The organism is Lentzea sp. NPDC055074, assembly GCF_053608005.1.
Window position 1 is genome coordinate 230,654 of the sequence record NZ_JBSGUQ010000010.1, and the last position, 14,848, is coordinate 245,501.

General features: G+C 68.6%; 15 protein-coding genes and 1 pseudogene. 11 read left to right on the forward strand and 5 right to left on the reverse strand.

The window, feature by feature from the left end; translation table 11 throughout:
• Positions 1-52: 52 nt before the first annotated feature.
• From ACWF7A_RS23970 to ACWF7A_RS23990, 5 genes and pseudogenes are all read left to right on the forward strand, one after another.
• Positions 53-475 carry a helix-turn-helix domain-containing protein gene (locus ACWF7A_RS23970; protein ID WP_093597533.1) on the forward strand — a complete coding sequence of 141 codons (423 nt, stop codon included), beginning with the start codon at positions 53-55 and terminating at the stop codon, positions 473-475.
• 359 nt (positions 476-834) lie between these two features.
• Positions 835-1,686, forward strand: coding sequence for a PspA/IM30 family protein (locus ACWF7A_RS23975; RefSeq protein ID WP_452252693.1), 852 nt, complete (start codon positions 835-837; stop codon positions 1,684-1,686).
• A gap of 43 nt (positions 1,687-1,729) precedes the next feature.
• Positions 1,730-2,551 carry a phage shock envelope stress response protein PspM gene (pspM, locus tag ACWF7A_RS23980; RefSeq protein ID WP_452252694.1) on the forward strand — a complete coding sequence of 274 codons (822 nt, stop codon included), beginning with the start codon at positions 1,730-1,732 and terminating at the stop codon, positions 2,549-2,551.
• A 167-nt stretch (positions 2,552-2,718) separates the two neighbouring features.
• The gene (locus ACWF7A_RS23985) at positions 2,719-3,972 is read left to right on the forward strand and encodes a uracil-xanthine permease family protein (protein WP_452252695.1); all 1,254 of its coding nucleotides are present in this window, start codon (positions 2,719-2,721) and stop codon (positions 3,970-3,972) included.
• Positions 3,973-4,179: 207 nt separating this feature from the next.
• Positions 4,180-5,076, forward strand: a pseudogene (locus tag ACWF7A_RS23990) (glycosyltransferase); the annotation flags it as partial.
• Between the two features lie 264 nt (positions 5,077-5,340).
• Here ACWF7A_RS23990 and ACWF7A_RS23995 read toward each other — a convergent pair.
• The 4 genes from ACWF7A_RS23995 to ACWF7A_RS24010 all read right to left on the reverse strand — a co-directional run bounded on the left by ACWF7A_RS23995 (position 5,341) and on the right by ACWF7A_RS24010 (position 9,261).
• Positions 5,341-6,318, reverse strand: coding sequence for a quinone-dependent dihydroorotate dehydrogenase (locus tag ACWF7A_RS23995; RefSeq protein WP_452252696.1), 978 nt, complete (start codon positions 6,316-6,318; stop codon positions 5,341-5,343).
• 72 nt (positions 6,319-6,390) lie between these two features.
• Entirely contained in the window at positions 6,391-7,629 is a 1,239-nt protein-coding gene (locus ACWF7A_RS24000; protein ID WP_452252697.1) for a cytochrome P450 family protein, read from the reverse strand.
• A 32-nt stretch (positions 7,630-7,661) separates the two neighbouring features.
• Complete coding sequence (locus ACWF7A_RS24005) at positions 7,662-8,423, reverse strand: DNA-formamidopyrimidine glycosylase family protein (protein WP_452252698.1); 762 nt, start codon at positions 8,421-8,423, stop codon at positions 7,662-7,664.
• Complete coding sequence (locus tag ACWF7A_RS24010; RefSeq protein ID WP_189153631.1) at positions 8,416-9,261, reverse strand: ParA family protein; 846 nt, start codon at positions 9,259-9,261, stop codon at positions 8,416-8,418. The genes ACWF7A_RS24005 and ACWF7A_RS24010 overlap by 8 nt, the downstream gene beginning before the upstream one ends.
• A 33-nt stretch (positions 9,262-9,294) precedes the next feature.
• On the opposite strand from ACWF7A_RS24010, the gene ACWF7A_RS24015 reads away from it, so the two are divergent.
• From ACWF7A_RS24015 to ACWF7A_RS24040, 6 genes are all read left to right on the forward strand, one after another.
• The gene (locus ACWF7A_RS24015) at positions 9,295-10,014 is read left to right on the forward strand and encodes a class I SAM-dependent methyltransferase (RefSeq protein ID WP_452252699.1); all 720 of its coding nucleotides are present in this window, start codon (positions 9,295-9,297) and stop codon (positions 10,012-10,014) included.
• A gap of 100 nt (positions 10,015-10,114) precedes the next feature.
• Complete coding sequence (locus tag ACWF7A_RS24020; protein ID WP_452252700.1) at positions 10,115-10,684, forward strand: sigma-70 family RNA polymerase sigma factor; 570 nt, start codon at positions 10,115-10,117, stop codon at positions 10,682-10,684.
• Complete coding sequence (locus ACWF7A_RS24025; RefSeq protein ID WP_452252701.1) at positions 10,681-11,397, forward strand: methyltransferase domain-containing protein; 717 nt, start codon at positions 10,681-10,683, stop codon at positions 11,395-11,397. The genes ACWF7A_RS24020 and ACWF7A_RS24025 overlap by 4 nt, the downstream gene beginning before the upstream one ends.
• Before the next feature lie 85 nt (positions 11,398-11,482).
• Positions 11,483-12,049, forward strand: coding sequence for a sigma-70 family RNA polymerase sigma factor (locus ACWF7A_RS24030; protein ID WP_452252702.1), 567 nt, complete (start codon positions 11,483-11,485; stop codon positions 12,047-12,049).
• Positions 12,050-12,152: 103 nt separating this feature from the next.
• Entirely contained in the window at positions 12,153-12,830 is a 678-nt protein-coding gene (locus ACWF7A_RS24035; RefSeq protein WP_452252703.1) for a sigma factor-like helix-turn-helix DNA-binding protein, read from the forward strand.
• Positions 12,831-12,928: 98 nt separating this feature from the next.
• Positions 12,929-13,555 (forward strand): sigma-70 family RNA polymerase sigma factor, encoded by a 627-nt coding sequence (locus ACWF7A_RS24040; protein WP_452252748.1) that lies wholly within the window; start codon positions 12,929-12,931, stop codon positions 13,553-13,555.
• Here the strand turns inward: ACWF7A_RS24040 and ACWF7A_RS24045 are convergent.
• Positions 13,536-14,846, reverse strand: a complete 1,311-nt coding sequence (locus tag ACWF7A_RS24045; protein WP_452252704.1) for a glutamine synthetase — start codon at positions 14,844-14,846, stop codon at positions 13,536-13,538. The genes ACWF7A_RS24040 and ACWF7A_RS24045 overlap by 20 nt on opposite strands.
• Between the last annotated feature and the right edge of the window lie 2 nt (positions 14,847-14,848).

The following is a 14,848-nucleotide window of genomic DNA, read 5'->3' on the forward strand; positions in this document are numbered from 1 at the left end:
GTCGGTGTCGATCGGTAACGTAGGGACACGGCCGGCCGGAAGGAGGCGCGCGATGACCGTGCTGCTGCGCGAGGCGATCGGTGATCGGCTTCGCCATGCCCGCACCAACCAACGCCGCACGCTGCGCGAGGTCTCTCGGACCGCCCGCGTGAGCCTGGGGTACCTGTCCGAGGTGGAGCGCGGCCGCAAAGAGGCGTCCAGCGAGCTCCTCGCGGCCATATGTGACGCCTTGGAGCTGCCTTTGTCCGAGTTGCTGCACCACGTGGCCTCCGACATCGGAGCCGTCCAGCAGACGCCGGACACGGTGCCCGACACCGTCCCGGACGGACGTTCGGACCGCGGCAAGCTGGAGGGTGGCCGTGTGCTGCCGTCGACGCTCTCGGACGACCTGTCCGACCTGCGCCTGCAGCCCATGCTCAGTCACAGGCTCACGAGCAAGATCGGCGAGACCCCGAAGGCCGTTGTAGCGGCCTGATCCCATGTACTCAACCGGCCCCGTTCGCCCCATGGCGAGCGGGGCCGCCTGCATTCGGGTGAACATCATCAGGCTGTGGCCCCCGCCACGTGACGGTCTGCAACAAGTTCGCGTGTTCGAACGTTCAACTGACAACGACGGCAGCGTGCTGGGCGGCAGGCAACGGCTTGGCATCGGCACGCTGGGTCACCGCGTCTCCGGACGTGGGGGCGGGCAGGATTGGCACGTCGTCAGGCGTGTACTCCTAAGTCCCGGGGTGGGTCAGGGTGTTCCCGGATATCTCCCCGTGTCGGTGGATACGCCGACGCACAATTGAGACGATGGATCCAACACCGGCACCGAGAAGGCAGGCGTAGGAGATGGCCAGTCCGTTCGTGAAGTTCTGGAAGTACCTGATGGCGTCGTTCTCGTCGAAGATCGACGAGCACGCTGACCCGAAGGTGCAGATCCAGCAGGCCATCGAGGAGGCGCAGCGGCAGCACCAGGCCCTCTCGCAGCAGGCCGCGGCCGTCATCGGCAACCAGCGCCAGCTGGAGATGAAGCTGAACCGCCAGCTGGGCGACGTGGAGAAGCTGCAGGCCTCCGCGCGTCAGGCGCTCGTGCTCGCCGACGAGGCGCGCGCGAAGGGCGACGAGGCGAAGGCGACCCAGTTCGAGAACGCCGCGCAGGGCTTCGCGACCCAGCTCGTCACCGCCGAGCAGGGCATCGAGGACCTCAAGACGCTGCACGACCAGTCGCTTCAGGCCGCCGCACAGGCCAAGCAGGCGGTCGAGCGCAACGCGATGATGTTGCAGCAGAAGCTGGCCGAGCGCACCAAGCTCCTCAGCCAGCTCGAGCAGGCCAAGATGCAGGAGCAGGTCTCCGCGTCGCTGAACCAGATGAGCGAGCTCGCCGCGCCGGGCAACGTACCGTCGCTGGAAGAGGTTCGCGACAAGATCGAGAAGCGCTACTCGACCGCACTCGGGTCCGCCGAGCTCGCCCAGAACTCGGTCCAGGGCCGGATGCTCGAGGTGCAGGCCTCGACCACCCAGCTCGCCGGCTCGTCGCGTCTGGAGCAGATCCGCGCGTCGATGCACGGCGGTCAGGCGAACACCCCGCAGCAGGTCACCGCGGGCAACAGCGCGGCCGCGCAGATCCAGGCCGAGATCGCGCAGCGCGTCCAGTCAGAGCAGAAGACCACGCAGCAGCAGGTTCCTCCCGCCCAGAACTGAGTGTTCTGACGGCAGGGGGAGCAGGAGGAGTCAGCAGGTGATCATGGAGCCCTGGAGAAACCGCCCCAACAACGAGATCGTCCGCAAGGTCGTCAACGAGTTGGGTGCGTCGCTCCAGGGCCACCCGCTGGCGGAGCAGGCGCGGTACCGGATCCAGAAGTGGAACGACCCCGTCGCGAAGCTCGAACGCAAGCGCAAGCGGACCAACGCGGTGCTCACGTTCTGGCTGATCGTCATCACGATGCTCGGCACCCTCGCGGTGCTGGGCTTCACCGGGGTGCTCGGCACGTGGGCCGCGGTCACCGGGTCGATCGGCGCCGCCGTGCCCGCGGTGCTCGCCGTGCGCAGCGGGTTCAAGCTGAAGGAACTGGGAGTGGCCCGGCAACGGCTCGCGTTGTCGCCGCCTCCGCCGCCCAGACCGCCGCTGCCCGCGCACATCTCGTCCGCCCGCGTCCCGATGGAGAAGCTCCACGGCGCCGAGGACACGATGACGCAGCTGCTCGTGCAGCTCGACTCGCCCACGCTCACGTCGATGCCGACCGAGTCCGTCCAGCACGCCCGCCAGGCCGCCCAGGAGGCCGCTACGGCCATCCGTTCGGTCTCGGCGCAGCTGCAGGCCGTCGAACGCGCCCGCGACACCGCACCGCATCTGGAGCGCGCTTCGCTCGTCGAGGCCGTGAGGGTGCTCAGGGGCCAGCTGGCGGACGGCGTGGACCGCTACTGTGCGTTGGTGGCCGAGGCCGGTAAGGCTCTGGCGGCGAGCACGCAGTTCCAGAATCCGGGCGAGGTGCTGGACGACGCGACGGACCACATGGCCGGTCTGGCGTCCGCGATGCGCGATGTCTCAGGCTATTCAGCGTACTGAATGTGACTCTCGGTAGTTGCGTGCCGCTATTCGGCGAGTCTCTCTGGAGATCCTTGCTGCAATCGTGTGATTATCGGACTGTTATCTAGCCGTAGCCGCTACATGGCGTGGCAGGATTCCGGGGCCGGTCTGCGGGAAGTCCGGCTGAATTGCCGGGAGGCAGTGCATTGGCGTTGTGGACCGTGCACGGGGACGGGCGGATCACCGACAGTGAGACCGTCGCACCCCAGGAACGGGTGAGCTGGCCGCTCACCGTCGGGTTCGGAGTGCAGCACCTCGTCGCCATGTTCGGCGCGACGGTGATCGTTCCCACCGCCACCGGTCTCCCCGTCGCCACCACGCTGCTGTTCTCCGGTCTGGGCACGCTGCTCTTCCTCGTGATCACCAAGAACCGGGTCCCGAGCTACCTCGGCTCGTCCTTCGCCTTCGTGGCGCCGCTGGTGGCCGCGCGCGAGCAGGGCATCGCGGCGCAGCTCGGCGGTGTCGTCGCCGCGGGCCTGCTGGTGATCGTCGTCGGCATCGCGGTCAAGGCGCTCGGCGTGCGGCTGCTGGAGTCGGTCATGCCGCCGGTCGTCACCGGTGCCGTCGTGATCCTCATCGGCCTGAACCTCTCGCGTCAGGCCACCTCGAACTTCAGCGAGCAGCCCCTGCTCGCCGGTCTGACCACCCTCGTGATCCTGCTGGCCGGCGTGCTGGGCCGCGGCATGGTGTTCCGGTTCTCGATCCTGATCGGCTTCGTGGCGGTCTGGATGGGCGGCCTGGCGTTCGGTGCCGTGTCGTCCGACCGGATCGCCGCGCTGCGCGACGCGGCGTGGGTGGGTCTGCCGAAGCTCTACCAGCCCGAGCTGCGGCCGTCCGTGGTGCTGCTGATGCTGCCCGTCGTGATCGTGCTGGTGGCCGAGGTCGTCGGGCACGTGAAGGCCGTCGCGGCGCTGACCGGACGCAACCTCGACGGCAGCGCGGGTGACGCGATCATCGCGAACGGCCTGTCGACCGCGTTGTCGGGCCTCGGCGGCGGTGTCGGCACGACGACGTACTCCGAGAACATCGGCGTGATGGCCGTGACCCGCGTGTACACGACGGCGGCGTTCGCGTTCGCCGGTGTGTTCGCCACGCTGCTCGCGTTCTCCCCGAAGGCCATCGCGCTGTTCGGCACCATCCCGCCAGGCGTCCTCGGCGGCTGCACGCTGGTGCTCTACGGCCTGATCGTGCTGATCGGCGTGCGGATCTGGATGGACCGCGGCGTCGACCTGGCGAACCCGGCGAACGCGATGGTCGGCGGCGCGGCGCTGGTGGCCGGCGTCGGTGACCTGACCATCGAGATCGGCGACCTGGAGATGGGCGGCATGGTGTGGGGCTCGCTGCTCGTCGTGATCCTGCACCCCGTGATGCGCTGGCTCAGGGCTGCTCGCCGTAACTGACCTCCCACACCTTCGTGTGGTTTTCGTCCCTCCACTTCGGACCGATCCAGTTCGCGGTCCTCGGAGGGAGTTCGTCATGGTCGCCGCGTACTACGTGGTGCTCTTCTTCGCCTGCGCCATCATCGCGGGCAGTCTGGTCGCGACACGCATCCGGTTGCTGAAGCACCGCCGATGACGTCCTTCGCGTGGCTCATGGTTCCGCTGGCGATGATCGGTGTCGTCCGCGTGTGCGTCGTTCTGGTGGCGGCTGACCTCTACGACCTGTCTCTGCACCGCTCGCGACCGTTGCCTTACCGGCCAACGGTGTGGGTCGTGATCCCGGCGTACAACGAGGAGCTGTGCGTCGCGCGGGCGGTGCGGTCCGTTCTGGACAGTTGTTACCCCGACCTGTCGGTGATCGTGGTCGATGACGGCTCCACGGACGGCACGCTGGCCGCGCTGCAGGGCTTCGACGAGCGTGTTCTCGTTGTCTCCCAGGAGAACGAGGGCAAGGCGGCGGCGATCAACGCCGGCATGCGCCTCGTCGGCGACGGCCTGGTGATGGTGCTCGACGCCGACTCGACGCTGTCCTGCACCGCCGTGTCGAAGATGGTCGCCCACTTCGCCGACCCGGTGGTGCTCGCGGCCGCGGCGAACGTGAAGATCGCCGACCAGCAGGGCGTGCTGGGGTGGGTGCAGCGCCTGGAGTACGCGGTGGTGCACCGGCTCAAGCAGGGCTACACGGTCTTCAACTGCGAGTACGTCATCGGCGGTGTGGGCTCGATGTTCCGCACGTCGATCGTGCGGTCGTGCGGCTACTTCGACACCGACACGATGACCGAGGACATCGACTTCTCGATGAAGATCCTCTCGAAGTGCGGCAACTTCGACTGGCGCATCATCTTCGCGGCCGATGCGATCGCGTACACGCAGGCCGTGCCGTCGTTGAAGGGCCTTCTGCGCCAACGGTTCCGGTGGAAGTTCGGGCGCTTGCAGGCGTTCTACAAGCACCGCTCGCTCTTCTTCGGCCGTTCTTGCACGCGTCTTCTCTCGTGGGTGCACCTGCCGTACACGGCGGCAGGGGAGGTCCTCGTGCTGTTCGAGCCCGTGTTCATCTACGTCGTCATCAGTGCGACGTTCCAGACGGGCTGGTTCACCGGCGTTCTCCTGCTGTGCTCGGTCTACACGGGCGTGGCGGTGTTCACGATCGTCGGCGACCTGACCGAACCGTGGCGCGCCAAGGTTCCGTTGCTGGCCTTGGCGCCGTTGGCCTATCCGCTGCTGATGGTGATCGTGTTCGTGGACTTCGTGGCGGTGCTGCGTTCGATGTTCACCGTGCTGCGCGGCTACCGACCCGTCGGTCGCTGGGAGCACGTCGAGCGCACGGCGTCACCTGAGTGCGCGGTTGATCCGCGACACGAGTCCGGGGCCTTCGTAGATGAACCCGGTGTAGATCTGAACCAGGCTCGCGCCGGCGTCGATCATGCGCTTGGCGTCGTCGGCGGTCGCGATGCCGCCGACGCCGATGACCGGCAGGTCGCTGTTCTTCGTGATGAACCGGACCACGTCGTTCGCGCGTTGCGTGAGCGGCCTGCCGCTGAGACCGCCGGTCTCGGACGCGTGTGAGCTCGTGAGGCCCTCACGGCTGAGGGTGGTGTTCGTGGCGATGAGGCCCTTGATGCCGTTGTCGACGCACACCTGGATGACCTCGGCGATGGCGTCCTCGGTGAGGTCCGGGGCGATCTTGACCAGCATCGGCTTGCTGGTGGCCCTGGTCAGCGCCGCGACGAGCTCGGTCAGCGCGCCCTTGTCCTGCAGGCTGCGCAGGCCGGGCGTGTTCGGTGAGCTCACGTTGATCGCGTAGTAGTCGCCGTGGTCCTTCAGGGCGTTCAGCGAGTTCAGGTAGTCCTGCACGGCGTCCTCGACCGGCGTGATCTTGGACTTGCCGAGGCTGATGCCGAGCGGCGCCCTGAGGGACGTCCGGTCGAGCTTCGCGGCAAGCGCTTGCGCTCCCGCGTTGTTGAAGCCCATCCGGTTGATGATCGCCTCGTCCTCGCGCAGGCGGAACAGCCGCGGCCTCGGGTTGCCCGGCTGCGCGTGCCACGTCACGGTGCCGACCTCGACGAAGCCGAACCCGAGCGCACCCCACGCGGGCAGCGCGCGCCCGTCCTTGTCGAGGCCCGCCGCGAGGCCCACCGGGTTCGGGAAGCGGACACCGAACACCGTGCGCGGGTTGTTCTGGTTGCGGGCGAACCTCGCCAGCGGGCTCAGCCGCGCCATGACGTCCAGCGTGGTCTCGTGGACCCGCTCCGCGTCGCCGCCGTGCATCCCGAACAACGCCCTGCGAACCACCTGCTTGTACACCACGCGCCCACCCTATAACGCCAGCTCAGGGAGTCGCTGTGGCGGTCGCGCCCGTCACGTTGCCGTCAGCGCGGGCTAGAGCGGCTTGGGCACCTTGATCGTCGCCTGCTCGTCCAGCGGCATCCGGGGCTTGGTCCGGAACCTCACCGGCAGCGCCCGCAGGCCGCGGCTGCCCAGCGACACTCGCCACCCGAGCGGCTGCGACGTGTCCAGCGCCAGCCCGGCGCAGCGGCCCAGCAGAGTCCGGAACGCCACCTCGCCCTCCAGCCTGGCCAGCGGCGCGCCCAGGCAGAAGTGGATGCCATGCCCGAACGCGAGGTGCTGGCGGTCCGCCCGCTCGATGTTGAGCTGGTCGGCCCGCGGGTACCGGTTGCCGTCGTGCTCGGCGGAGGCCAGCGACAGCAGCACGACGTCGCCCGCCGGGATCTGCACGCCGCCGATCGTCAACGGTTGCGTGGCGAACCGCAGCAGGTGCGAGGTCGGGCCGTCGAACCGGAGGAACTCCTCGATGGCGCCGGGCAGCAGTGACGACGAGCGCTGCAGCAGCTCGAGCTGTTCGGGGTTGCGCAGCAACGCCAGCGCGCCGTTGCCCACGAGGTCCACTGCGGTCGTGTAGCCGGCGACGAGCAGGAGGAACGCGAGCGAGGCCAGTTCGCTGTCGGACAGCGCGGCCTCGCCGGATGCGCGGGCCAGGCCACCGATCAGGTCGTCGTCGCCGGACGTGCGCTTGTGCGTCACGAGGTCGCGCAGGTATCCCGAGGTCTCCTCACGGGCCGAGGCCGCGTCACCGTCGGCGAGGCCGGTCACCACGTCGGCCCAGTAGCGGAAGTTCTCCTGGTCGACGGTGGGGACGCCGAGCAGTTCCATGATCACGGTGATCGGCAGCGGAGCCGCGAAGTCCGCGATGAGGTCGCAGCCGCCGGAGTCGGCGAAGCCGTCGGCGAGCTGGGCGGCGACCTGCTCGATCCGGGGGCGCAGCGCGGCGATGCGGCGAGGCGTGAGCTGGCTCGACACCGCACGGCGCAGACGGGTGTGGTTCGGCTCGTCGCTGTTCATCATGTGGTCCGACAGGTCGCCGAACCACCACGACGCGAAGTGCGGATGGCCGCGCAAGGGCTCGGTGAGCGCGGAGCCGTGCGAGGACAGCAGCGGGTTGTCCAACGCGGCGCGCACGTCGGGGTAGCGGGTCACGAGCCACATGGGCACGCCGAAGGTCTCGACCCGGTGCACGGGACCCGCGTCGCGCAGGCTCTTCAGCACCGCGTAAGGGTCGTCGGTGAAGCCGGGGCGCAACGCATCCAGATTGACCGCCATATTGGGGGACACGGCCCGGAGAGCGCTTCGGTTCAACCTGTTTGGCATTTTGGACAGAAGTACACAAATCTGCCGTCGATCTCGTCCGATCGGACCCTTGTGCGACAGCGCAAACAGGGTTTGCCGGTCCGCTCGAAAACGTAGTGCTGCACGCGCAGGTCTCCGGTCGTGCTCTGTTCCGGACGCCACTGGTTGGCCTGCAAGAGCTTTCGAGACAGCGCAACCGCACGTCCGGGGTCCACGGCGGACACCGGAGCGGTCGGCAGAACCCGCAACAGGAAACACACTTCCGCGCGGTAGAGATTGCCGACACCGGCCATCACGCGCTGGTCCAACAATGCGAGACCGACGGGCCGGGAAGGATCAGCGGTCAACCGCCGAACGGCCTCAGCGGTGTCGAACTCGGCCGCCAGGAGATCAGGTCCGAGATGGGAGATCAGTCGATCTTCTTCGGAAGTCGGCACGAACTCCAGGTCGTGCAACGCGAATCCGATGGCCTGCCGGTCGTCCACCTCGAACACCGCGCGGGCCTGGTGCGCGGGCCGGCGCCACTTCTCACCGGGCCGGTAGAGGTGCCACGAGCCGTCCATGCGGAAGTGGCTGCGCAGGCTGTTCCCGTCGGAGAAGTGCGTGAACATGTGCTTGCCGTACGTCCGCACGCCGAGCACGTCCAGGCCGGTCAGGTCGAGTGCGGCCAGCCGGGGGTGACGCAGCTCCCCGCGCCGCAGCGTCTTCCCGGCCAGCGCCTCGTGCATGCGATGACCGGCCAGGAAGACCGTGTCCCCTTCAGGCATCCACCGCTTCCTGGATCTCGTCGTCGTCGAAGTCGTGGTGCACGGCCCGGCGCCGGCTCCGCGAGATGCGCTGGATGCGGGCCAGCAGGAGGTTGAACGCCAGCGCCACTTCACGCGCCCCCGGAGTACCCCACTCGTGGATGGGCATGCACGCGCCTTGTGCCTGCTGCACGGCCAGACGGTCCGGCAACGCCACCGGCATCACCAACGGGCCGAAGATGTCGCGCAGCTCCTCGATGCGGAACTGGTGCTCGTGCGAGCGAGGCCGCACGCGGTTCACGACGACACCCAAGGGCTGCAGGTCGGCGTTGTTGCTCTCGCGCTCGTTCTGCACCGCCTCGAACGCCCGTTGCACACCCGCCACCGCGAACATCGTCGGCTCGGTGACCAGCAGCGCGCGGTCGGCCGCCACCAGCGCCGACCGGGTCAGCTGGCCCAGCGACGGCGGGCAGTCGAGCAGGACGAGCTGGTACGGGAACTCGTCGTACATGTCCCGCAACGTGCGCAACGCGTCCTTGAGCCGGTGCAGCCGTGACTCGTTCGGATCGGGGTGGTTGAGCAGTTCCGCGTCCTCGGACCCGGACAGCACGTCGATGCCGTCGCCCCAGCGGCTGGGGCGGATCGCCTGCTCGACGTTCTCCTCGGACGGGTCTTGCAGGACGTCGTAGATGGTCGCCTTGGACTCCTCGGGCTCCAGCGTCGACGTGGCGTTGCACTGGGGGTCGAGATCGATCACCAGAGTGCGGACACCACGGCGGAGGGCGGCAGAGGCCAGGCCGAGCACCACCGTCGTCTTGCCGACGCCTCCCTTGAGGCTGAGCACGGACACCGTATGCACAGACCTACTCTAGGGTCTCCTACTCTGTTGGACATGCGACCGGACGCCGTACAGAGGGTGCTCGACGCCGAATTGGCCGCCGCACGTGAGCGCAGGGGTGGAGAACAGCCCCGCGTGCTCGACGTCGGAGGTGGCAGCGGTGTCTGGGCCGTGCCCCTAGCCGCAGCGGGGTGCGTGGTCACGGTCGTGGAGCCCTCCCCGAACGCCCTCGCCACGTTGAACACTCGTGCACGCGAAGCCGGCGTGGCGATCAACGCGGTCCAGGGCGACACGGACTCGCTGGGCGTTCCCGCAGGTGAGGCCGATCTGGTGCTGGCGCACGGGCTGCTGGAGGTCGTCGACGACGCACCGGCCGCGCTCGCGTCGCTGGCGGCCGCGGTCGCTCCCGGCGGTGCCGTCTCGGTACTGGTCGCGAACCGGTTCGCGGCGATCCTGCACCGCGCGATCGCCGGCCGGATCGTCGACGCGCGGAGGCTGCTGGACGACGACGCGGGGCAGCTCGCGGGCACCCGTGACCCGCTGCAACGCCGTTTCGACGTGGCCGGGCTCGAGAAACTCGTGCTGGAAGCAGGTCTGTCGGTCGAGATCCTGCAAGGTCACGGTGTAGTTTCAGATCTCGTGCCCGGTGTGGTGCTGGATGCGAATCCGGGTGCCGCCGACGCACTCGCCGAGCTCGAACTGGCTGCCGCAACCCGTTCGCCGCTCCGAGACGTCGCAGCCCGGCTGCACGTGCTCGCCCGCCGGACGGTGTGAAACGGTGTGCATCGGGGAGTTTTATGACCCTGATGAGTGGTCCCAAACAACACGGCGGCGAAAGATAATGGCTCCGCTGCCGACGTAGGGATCCGCCGAGATGGAAAGTTCCGACCTGCTGGCCTCATTGGTCAACGAGGCCGTTGCGGGTGACCGGCAAGCCGTGGAACGGCTGCTGGCCTCCGTCCGACCGCTCGTGGCGCGGTACTGCCGTGCGCGCGTCGGTCGCAACGAAAGGGCGTACGCGTCGGCTGACGACGTGGCGCAGGAGGTCTGCCTGGCGGTGCTGACGGCACTGCCCACCTATCGCGAGCAGGGAAGACCGTTCCTGGCGTTCGTCTACGGCATCGCCGCGCACAAGGTCGCGGACGCGCACCGGGTCTCGGCGCGCAACCGGTCCGAACCCGTCGCCGAGGTGCCGGACGGCCCGTCGACGACCATCGATCCCGAGGAGAACGCGCTGCTCGGCTCGCTCTCGGTGCGGCTGGGCCAGTTGCTGCGGGTGCTGCCGGACAAGCAGCGAGAGATCCTGCTGCTGCGCGTCGTGGTCGGCCTGACCGCGGAGGAGACGGCCGAGGCGATCGGCTCGACGCCGGGTGCCGTGCGGGTGGCTCAGCACCGTGCGCTGGCCAAGCTGCGCACGTCCGTGGGGGTCGAGGAACTGATTTGACCGGTGCCTTCTACGACGACCTGTCCGGGACGTACGACCTGATGTTCCCGGACTGGGACGCGTCGATGGCCCGGCAGGCGTCGCAGCTCGCGGAGTTCATCCCGCGGGGCGCGCGCGTTCTCGACTGTGCGTGCGGCATCGGTACCCAGGCGATCGGTCTGGCTCTGCGCGGCTATGAGGTCGTGGGCACTGATCTCAGTCCCAAGGCGGCCTCTCGGGCCGTTGCGGAGGCATCAGCGCGTGGCGTCGCGGTGCCGGCGTTCGCCGCGGACATGCGCTCGCTGCCGTTCGCGGATGCCTCGTTCGACGTCGTGCTCGCGGCGGACAACGCGCTACCCCATTTGCTGACGGCTCAGGACGTCCTGACAGCGCTGCGGGAGATGCGGCGGGTGCTGCGTCCCGGAGGCCGGCTGATCCTCTCCACGCGCGACTACGACGCGATCCGCGCCGAGCGGCCGTTGTCGACTCCTCCGTCCGTGGGGCCGGGTCGAGTCGTGTGGTTCCAGCTGTGGCATTGGGACGGCGATCAGTACGAGCTGGAGATGTTCCGGCTGCACGAAACCGACTCCTGGCGCGTTGTCGTGAGCAAGGCACGGTATTGGGCGATTACTCGTCATGAAATCACCGCATTGGCGGAACGAGCGGGTTTCGGTTACGTGGAGTGGTCGCTCCACGCCTATTGCCAACCGCTGCTCGTTGCTGCAAACGGGTGACGTTTGAAGTTTCTCCCTACTTTCCGCATAAGGAGTGACGCGTCGCACGTCTCCTCCACGGGACGTCGACGAGGGGACGCTTCGGATGGAGAGTTCAGCGTTATCCGCAGAACTGGTCAGTCTGGCCGTGCAGGGCGAGCGCAGGGCCACTGAGCAGCTACTTCGCTACCTGCGACCGCTGGTGGTGAAGTACTGTCGCGCGCGTGTGGGGCGTTCCGCGACAACTGCGGACGACGTCGCGCAGGAGGTCTGCCTGGCCGTGCTGACGGCTCTCCCGAACTATCGGGAGCAAGGAAGGCCGTTCCTCGCGTTCGTCTACGGCATCGCCGCGCACAAGGTCGCCGACGCGCACCGGGCCCTGGCTCGTAACCGTGCGGAGCCGGTCGCCGACGTGCCGGACCAAGCCGTGCGGGGGGCCGGACCGGAGGAGTTCGTCCTCCAGGACGAGCTGAACGGAACGCTGGGACAGCTGTTGCACGTCCTGCCGGACAAGCAGCGCGAGATCCTCGTGCTGCGCGTCGTGGTGGGTCTGTCCGCGGAGGAGACCGCGGACGCCGTGGGGTCGACGCCGGGTGCGGTGCGCGTTGCTCAGCACCGTGCGCTCGGTCGTCTTCGCAAGGAAATCGCGTCATTAGCTGTCCCGATCGGGTGACATTCGTTTGCGTTTGTTACGAGTCGTGGCGAGTGCGTGGGGAGAACGCACCCAAACGACATACCTAGAGGGCAGGAAGACGCCGACATAGGGACCAAGGGGCATGGGAAGTTCGGACTCAGTGCTTGCCGCCGAGCGGCTGCGCATCGACGGGGTGCTGGTTCAGCACTTCCGTGAGTCAGGGCTCACCGGGCCCCGCTGGGACCAGTTCCACCGTCAGCTTCTCGGGTGGGGCCTCACGATCGTTACGAAACTCGTGCGGTCCGGGGCCATGTTCTCCCGTTGCGGGCAGCAGGGCCGATACCTGCACAGGCAGGACATCCCGCCGCAGGAGGCCGAGGAGCTGGCGAGCGACGCGGTGTTCGAGGGGTTCGTCTACTTCCGGGACCGGGGTCTGCTCGGCCGGGAGTGGTCGGTGCAGCACGGGCTGCCGTTGGACGAGTACTTCGTCAACGCGTGCGTGCTCGCGTTCCCGAACGTGTACCGGCGGTGGCAGACGCGTGCGCACGGCTGGCAGGACGTCCGGCTCGTGGAAAGCGTCGCCTCGCTCGAACACGTCGTGGCCGAGGCGACGCCCGAGGACGCGGTCATCGAGCAGGCGGCGGCGAACGCCGCGTTCGCGACGCTGAGCGAGGACGGCAAGCGGTTGCTCTTCCTTCATGACCAGGGCTATTCGCATGCGGAGATCGGTGAGTTGATGCGACTCACGCCGCGCGCGGTCGAAGGACGGATCCGGCGGGCGCGTCTCGCGGTGCGCCGGCGTCCAGAAGAGGAACGGTGATCTGCGTGGAGTTCACACCCGGCCTGCACCGCAAGGTGCCCGCGGAAGCCGTCCAGGGCTCTTCCGTCGGTGGGCCGGTTTCCGCGTCGAGGGGGACCCTGGACGCGTTGGTCGAGCGGACTTCCGGTGGCGACAAGGAGCCGGTCGACCCGCCGCCGCCCTCCTACTACTCGAGCCGCCCGCAGAGCGCGGACGAGCACGTCGCGCGCGCTGTCGCCGGTGATCGTGCTGCCATCGAACGGCTGCTCGGGACCATCAGGCCGTTGATCGTGCGGTACTGCCGTGCGCGCGTTGGATCGTTCGCGTCGGCGGACGACGTGGCGCAGGACGTGTGTCTGGCCGTGCTGACGTCGTTGCCGTCGTACCGCGACCAGGGGCGTCCGTTCCTCGCGTTCGTCTACGGGATCGCGGCGCACAAGGTGGCGGACTCGTTCCGCAGCTTCTCGCGCAACAAGGCCGAGGCCGTGTCCGAGCTGCCGGAGTCGATGGACACCGCGGCGGGGCCCGAGCAGCGTGCGATGCAGGGGGAACTGTCCGACCAGATGGCGACGCTGCTGCGCGTGTTGCCCGAGAAGCAGCGCGAGATCGTGGTGCTGCGCGTGATGGTGGGGTTGTCGGCGGAGGAGACGGCCGAGGCGGTCGGATCGACGCCCGGCGCGGTGCGGGTGGCCCAGCACCGGGCGCTCTCGCGGCTGCGCAAGGAGCTCAGTACCGCCAGCGAGTGACGTTGGCGATGCCCTGCGGACTCGCGTCCTTGTACCGCTCCATCTCGCCGCGCCGCACGTCCGCGATCGTGCCCGCCAGCTCCTGGCCGAAAGCCTCGGTCAGGACGGCGTCCTTCTCGAACTCGTCGACGGCTTCCCTGAGCGACGTCGGCAGGCGCTGGACGTCGCCGAGCAGCGCCGGGTCGACGTTGAGGCCCTCGGGCAGCTCCGCATCGGTCCTGATGCCGTCCAGGCCGGCCGCGATCACGCCCGCGACGACGAGGTACGGGTTCGCGGTCAGGTCGAAGCACTTGATCTCGAGGTTGTCCTTGATGAGGCGCAGCGCCGTCTCGCGGTTCTCCTCGCCCCACGCCACGAACGGCGCTGACCACGTGTTCGGCACGAGCCTGAGGTAGCTCGCGAGAGAGGGACAGCCGATCGCGCACAACGCGCGGAGGTGGGTGAGGACGCCGGCGCTGAACCTCCTCGCCTCGTCCTGGAAGCCGTCGAAGAGGTTCGTGCCGTCGCGCCAGAGGCTGAGGTGCAGGTGGCCGCCGTTGCCGACGCCGCCGTTCACGACCTTGGGGGAGAACGACGGGCGCATGCCGTGCCGGATCGTCACGGCGCGGATGGTCTCCCTGACGAGCACGGAGGTGTCGGCTGCCGCGACGGGATCCTCGGGCGCCGTGGAGACCTCGAACTGGCCGGCGGCGTACTCGGGGTGGAACTGGAGGACCTCGACGTTCTGCTGGTCCAGGGCGTTGAGGAGGTCGACGCAGTAGTCGGACAGCTCGACCTGGCGGGCGTGCCCGTACGCGGAGCCGCTGGTCGCCGGAGCCCAGTCCTCGGTGCCGGTCTTGCCGACGCACCACTCGATCTCGAAGCCCGCCTGGGCGGTGAGGCCCCGGGCGGCGAGGTCGTGCACCGCCTTGCGGGCCTGCAGGCGCTGGTCCATCGGGTAGGGGACACCGCTCTGGAAGTGGCGGTCGGCGGGAGCCCAGGCCCAGCCCGGCTGGCCCGCGAGCACCGTGAGGCGGTCGAGGTCGGGGTGCAGGCGCAGGTCGCCGACCGGGCCGCCGGCGAACCGGCCCTGGATGATCCAGTCGTCGAACAGGAAGACGTCGAACACCGGTGACGCGCCCACGCCGTGCGCCGCCGCGTGGGCCAGCCTGCGCAGGGGGACGGACTTGGTGCGGGTGATGCCGCTGTTGTCGACCCACGTGAGCGCCACGACGCTCACGTCCCTCGCGTTGAGCCCGTCGAAGAGCTCCGTCGCCCGCTCGAACCGCTGGTCCCGTTCCGCAGAGTCCACGA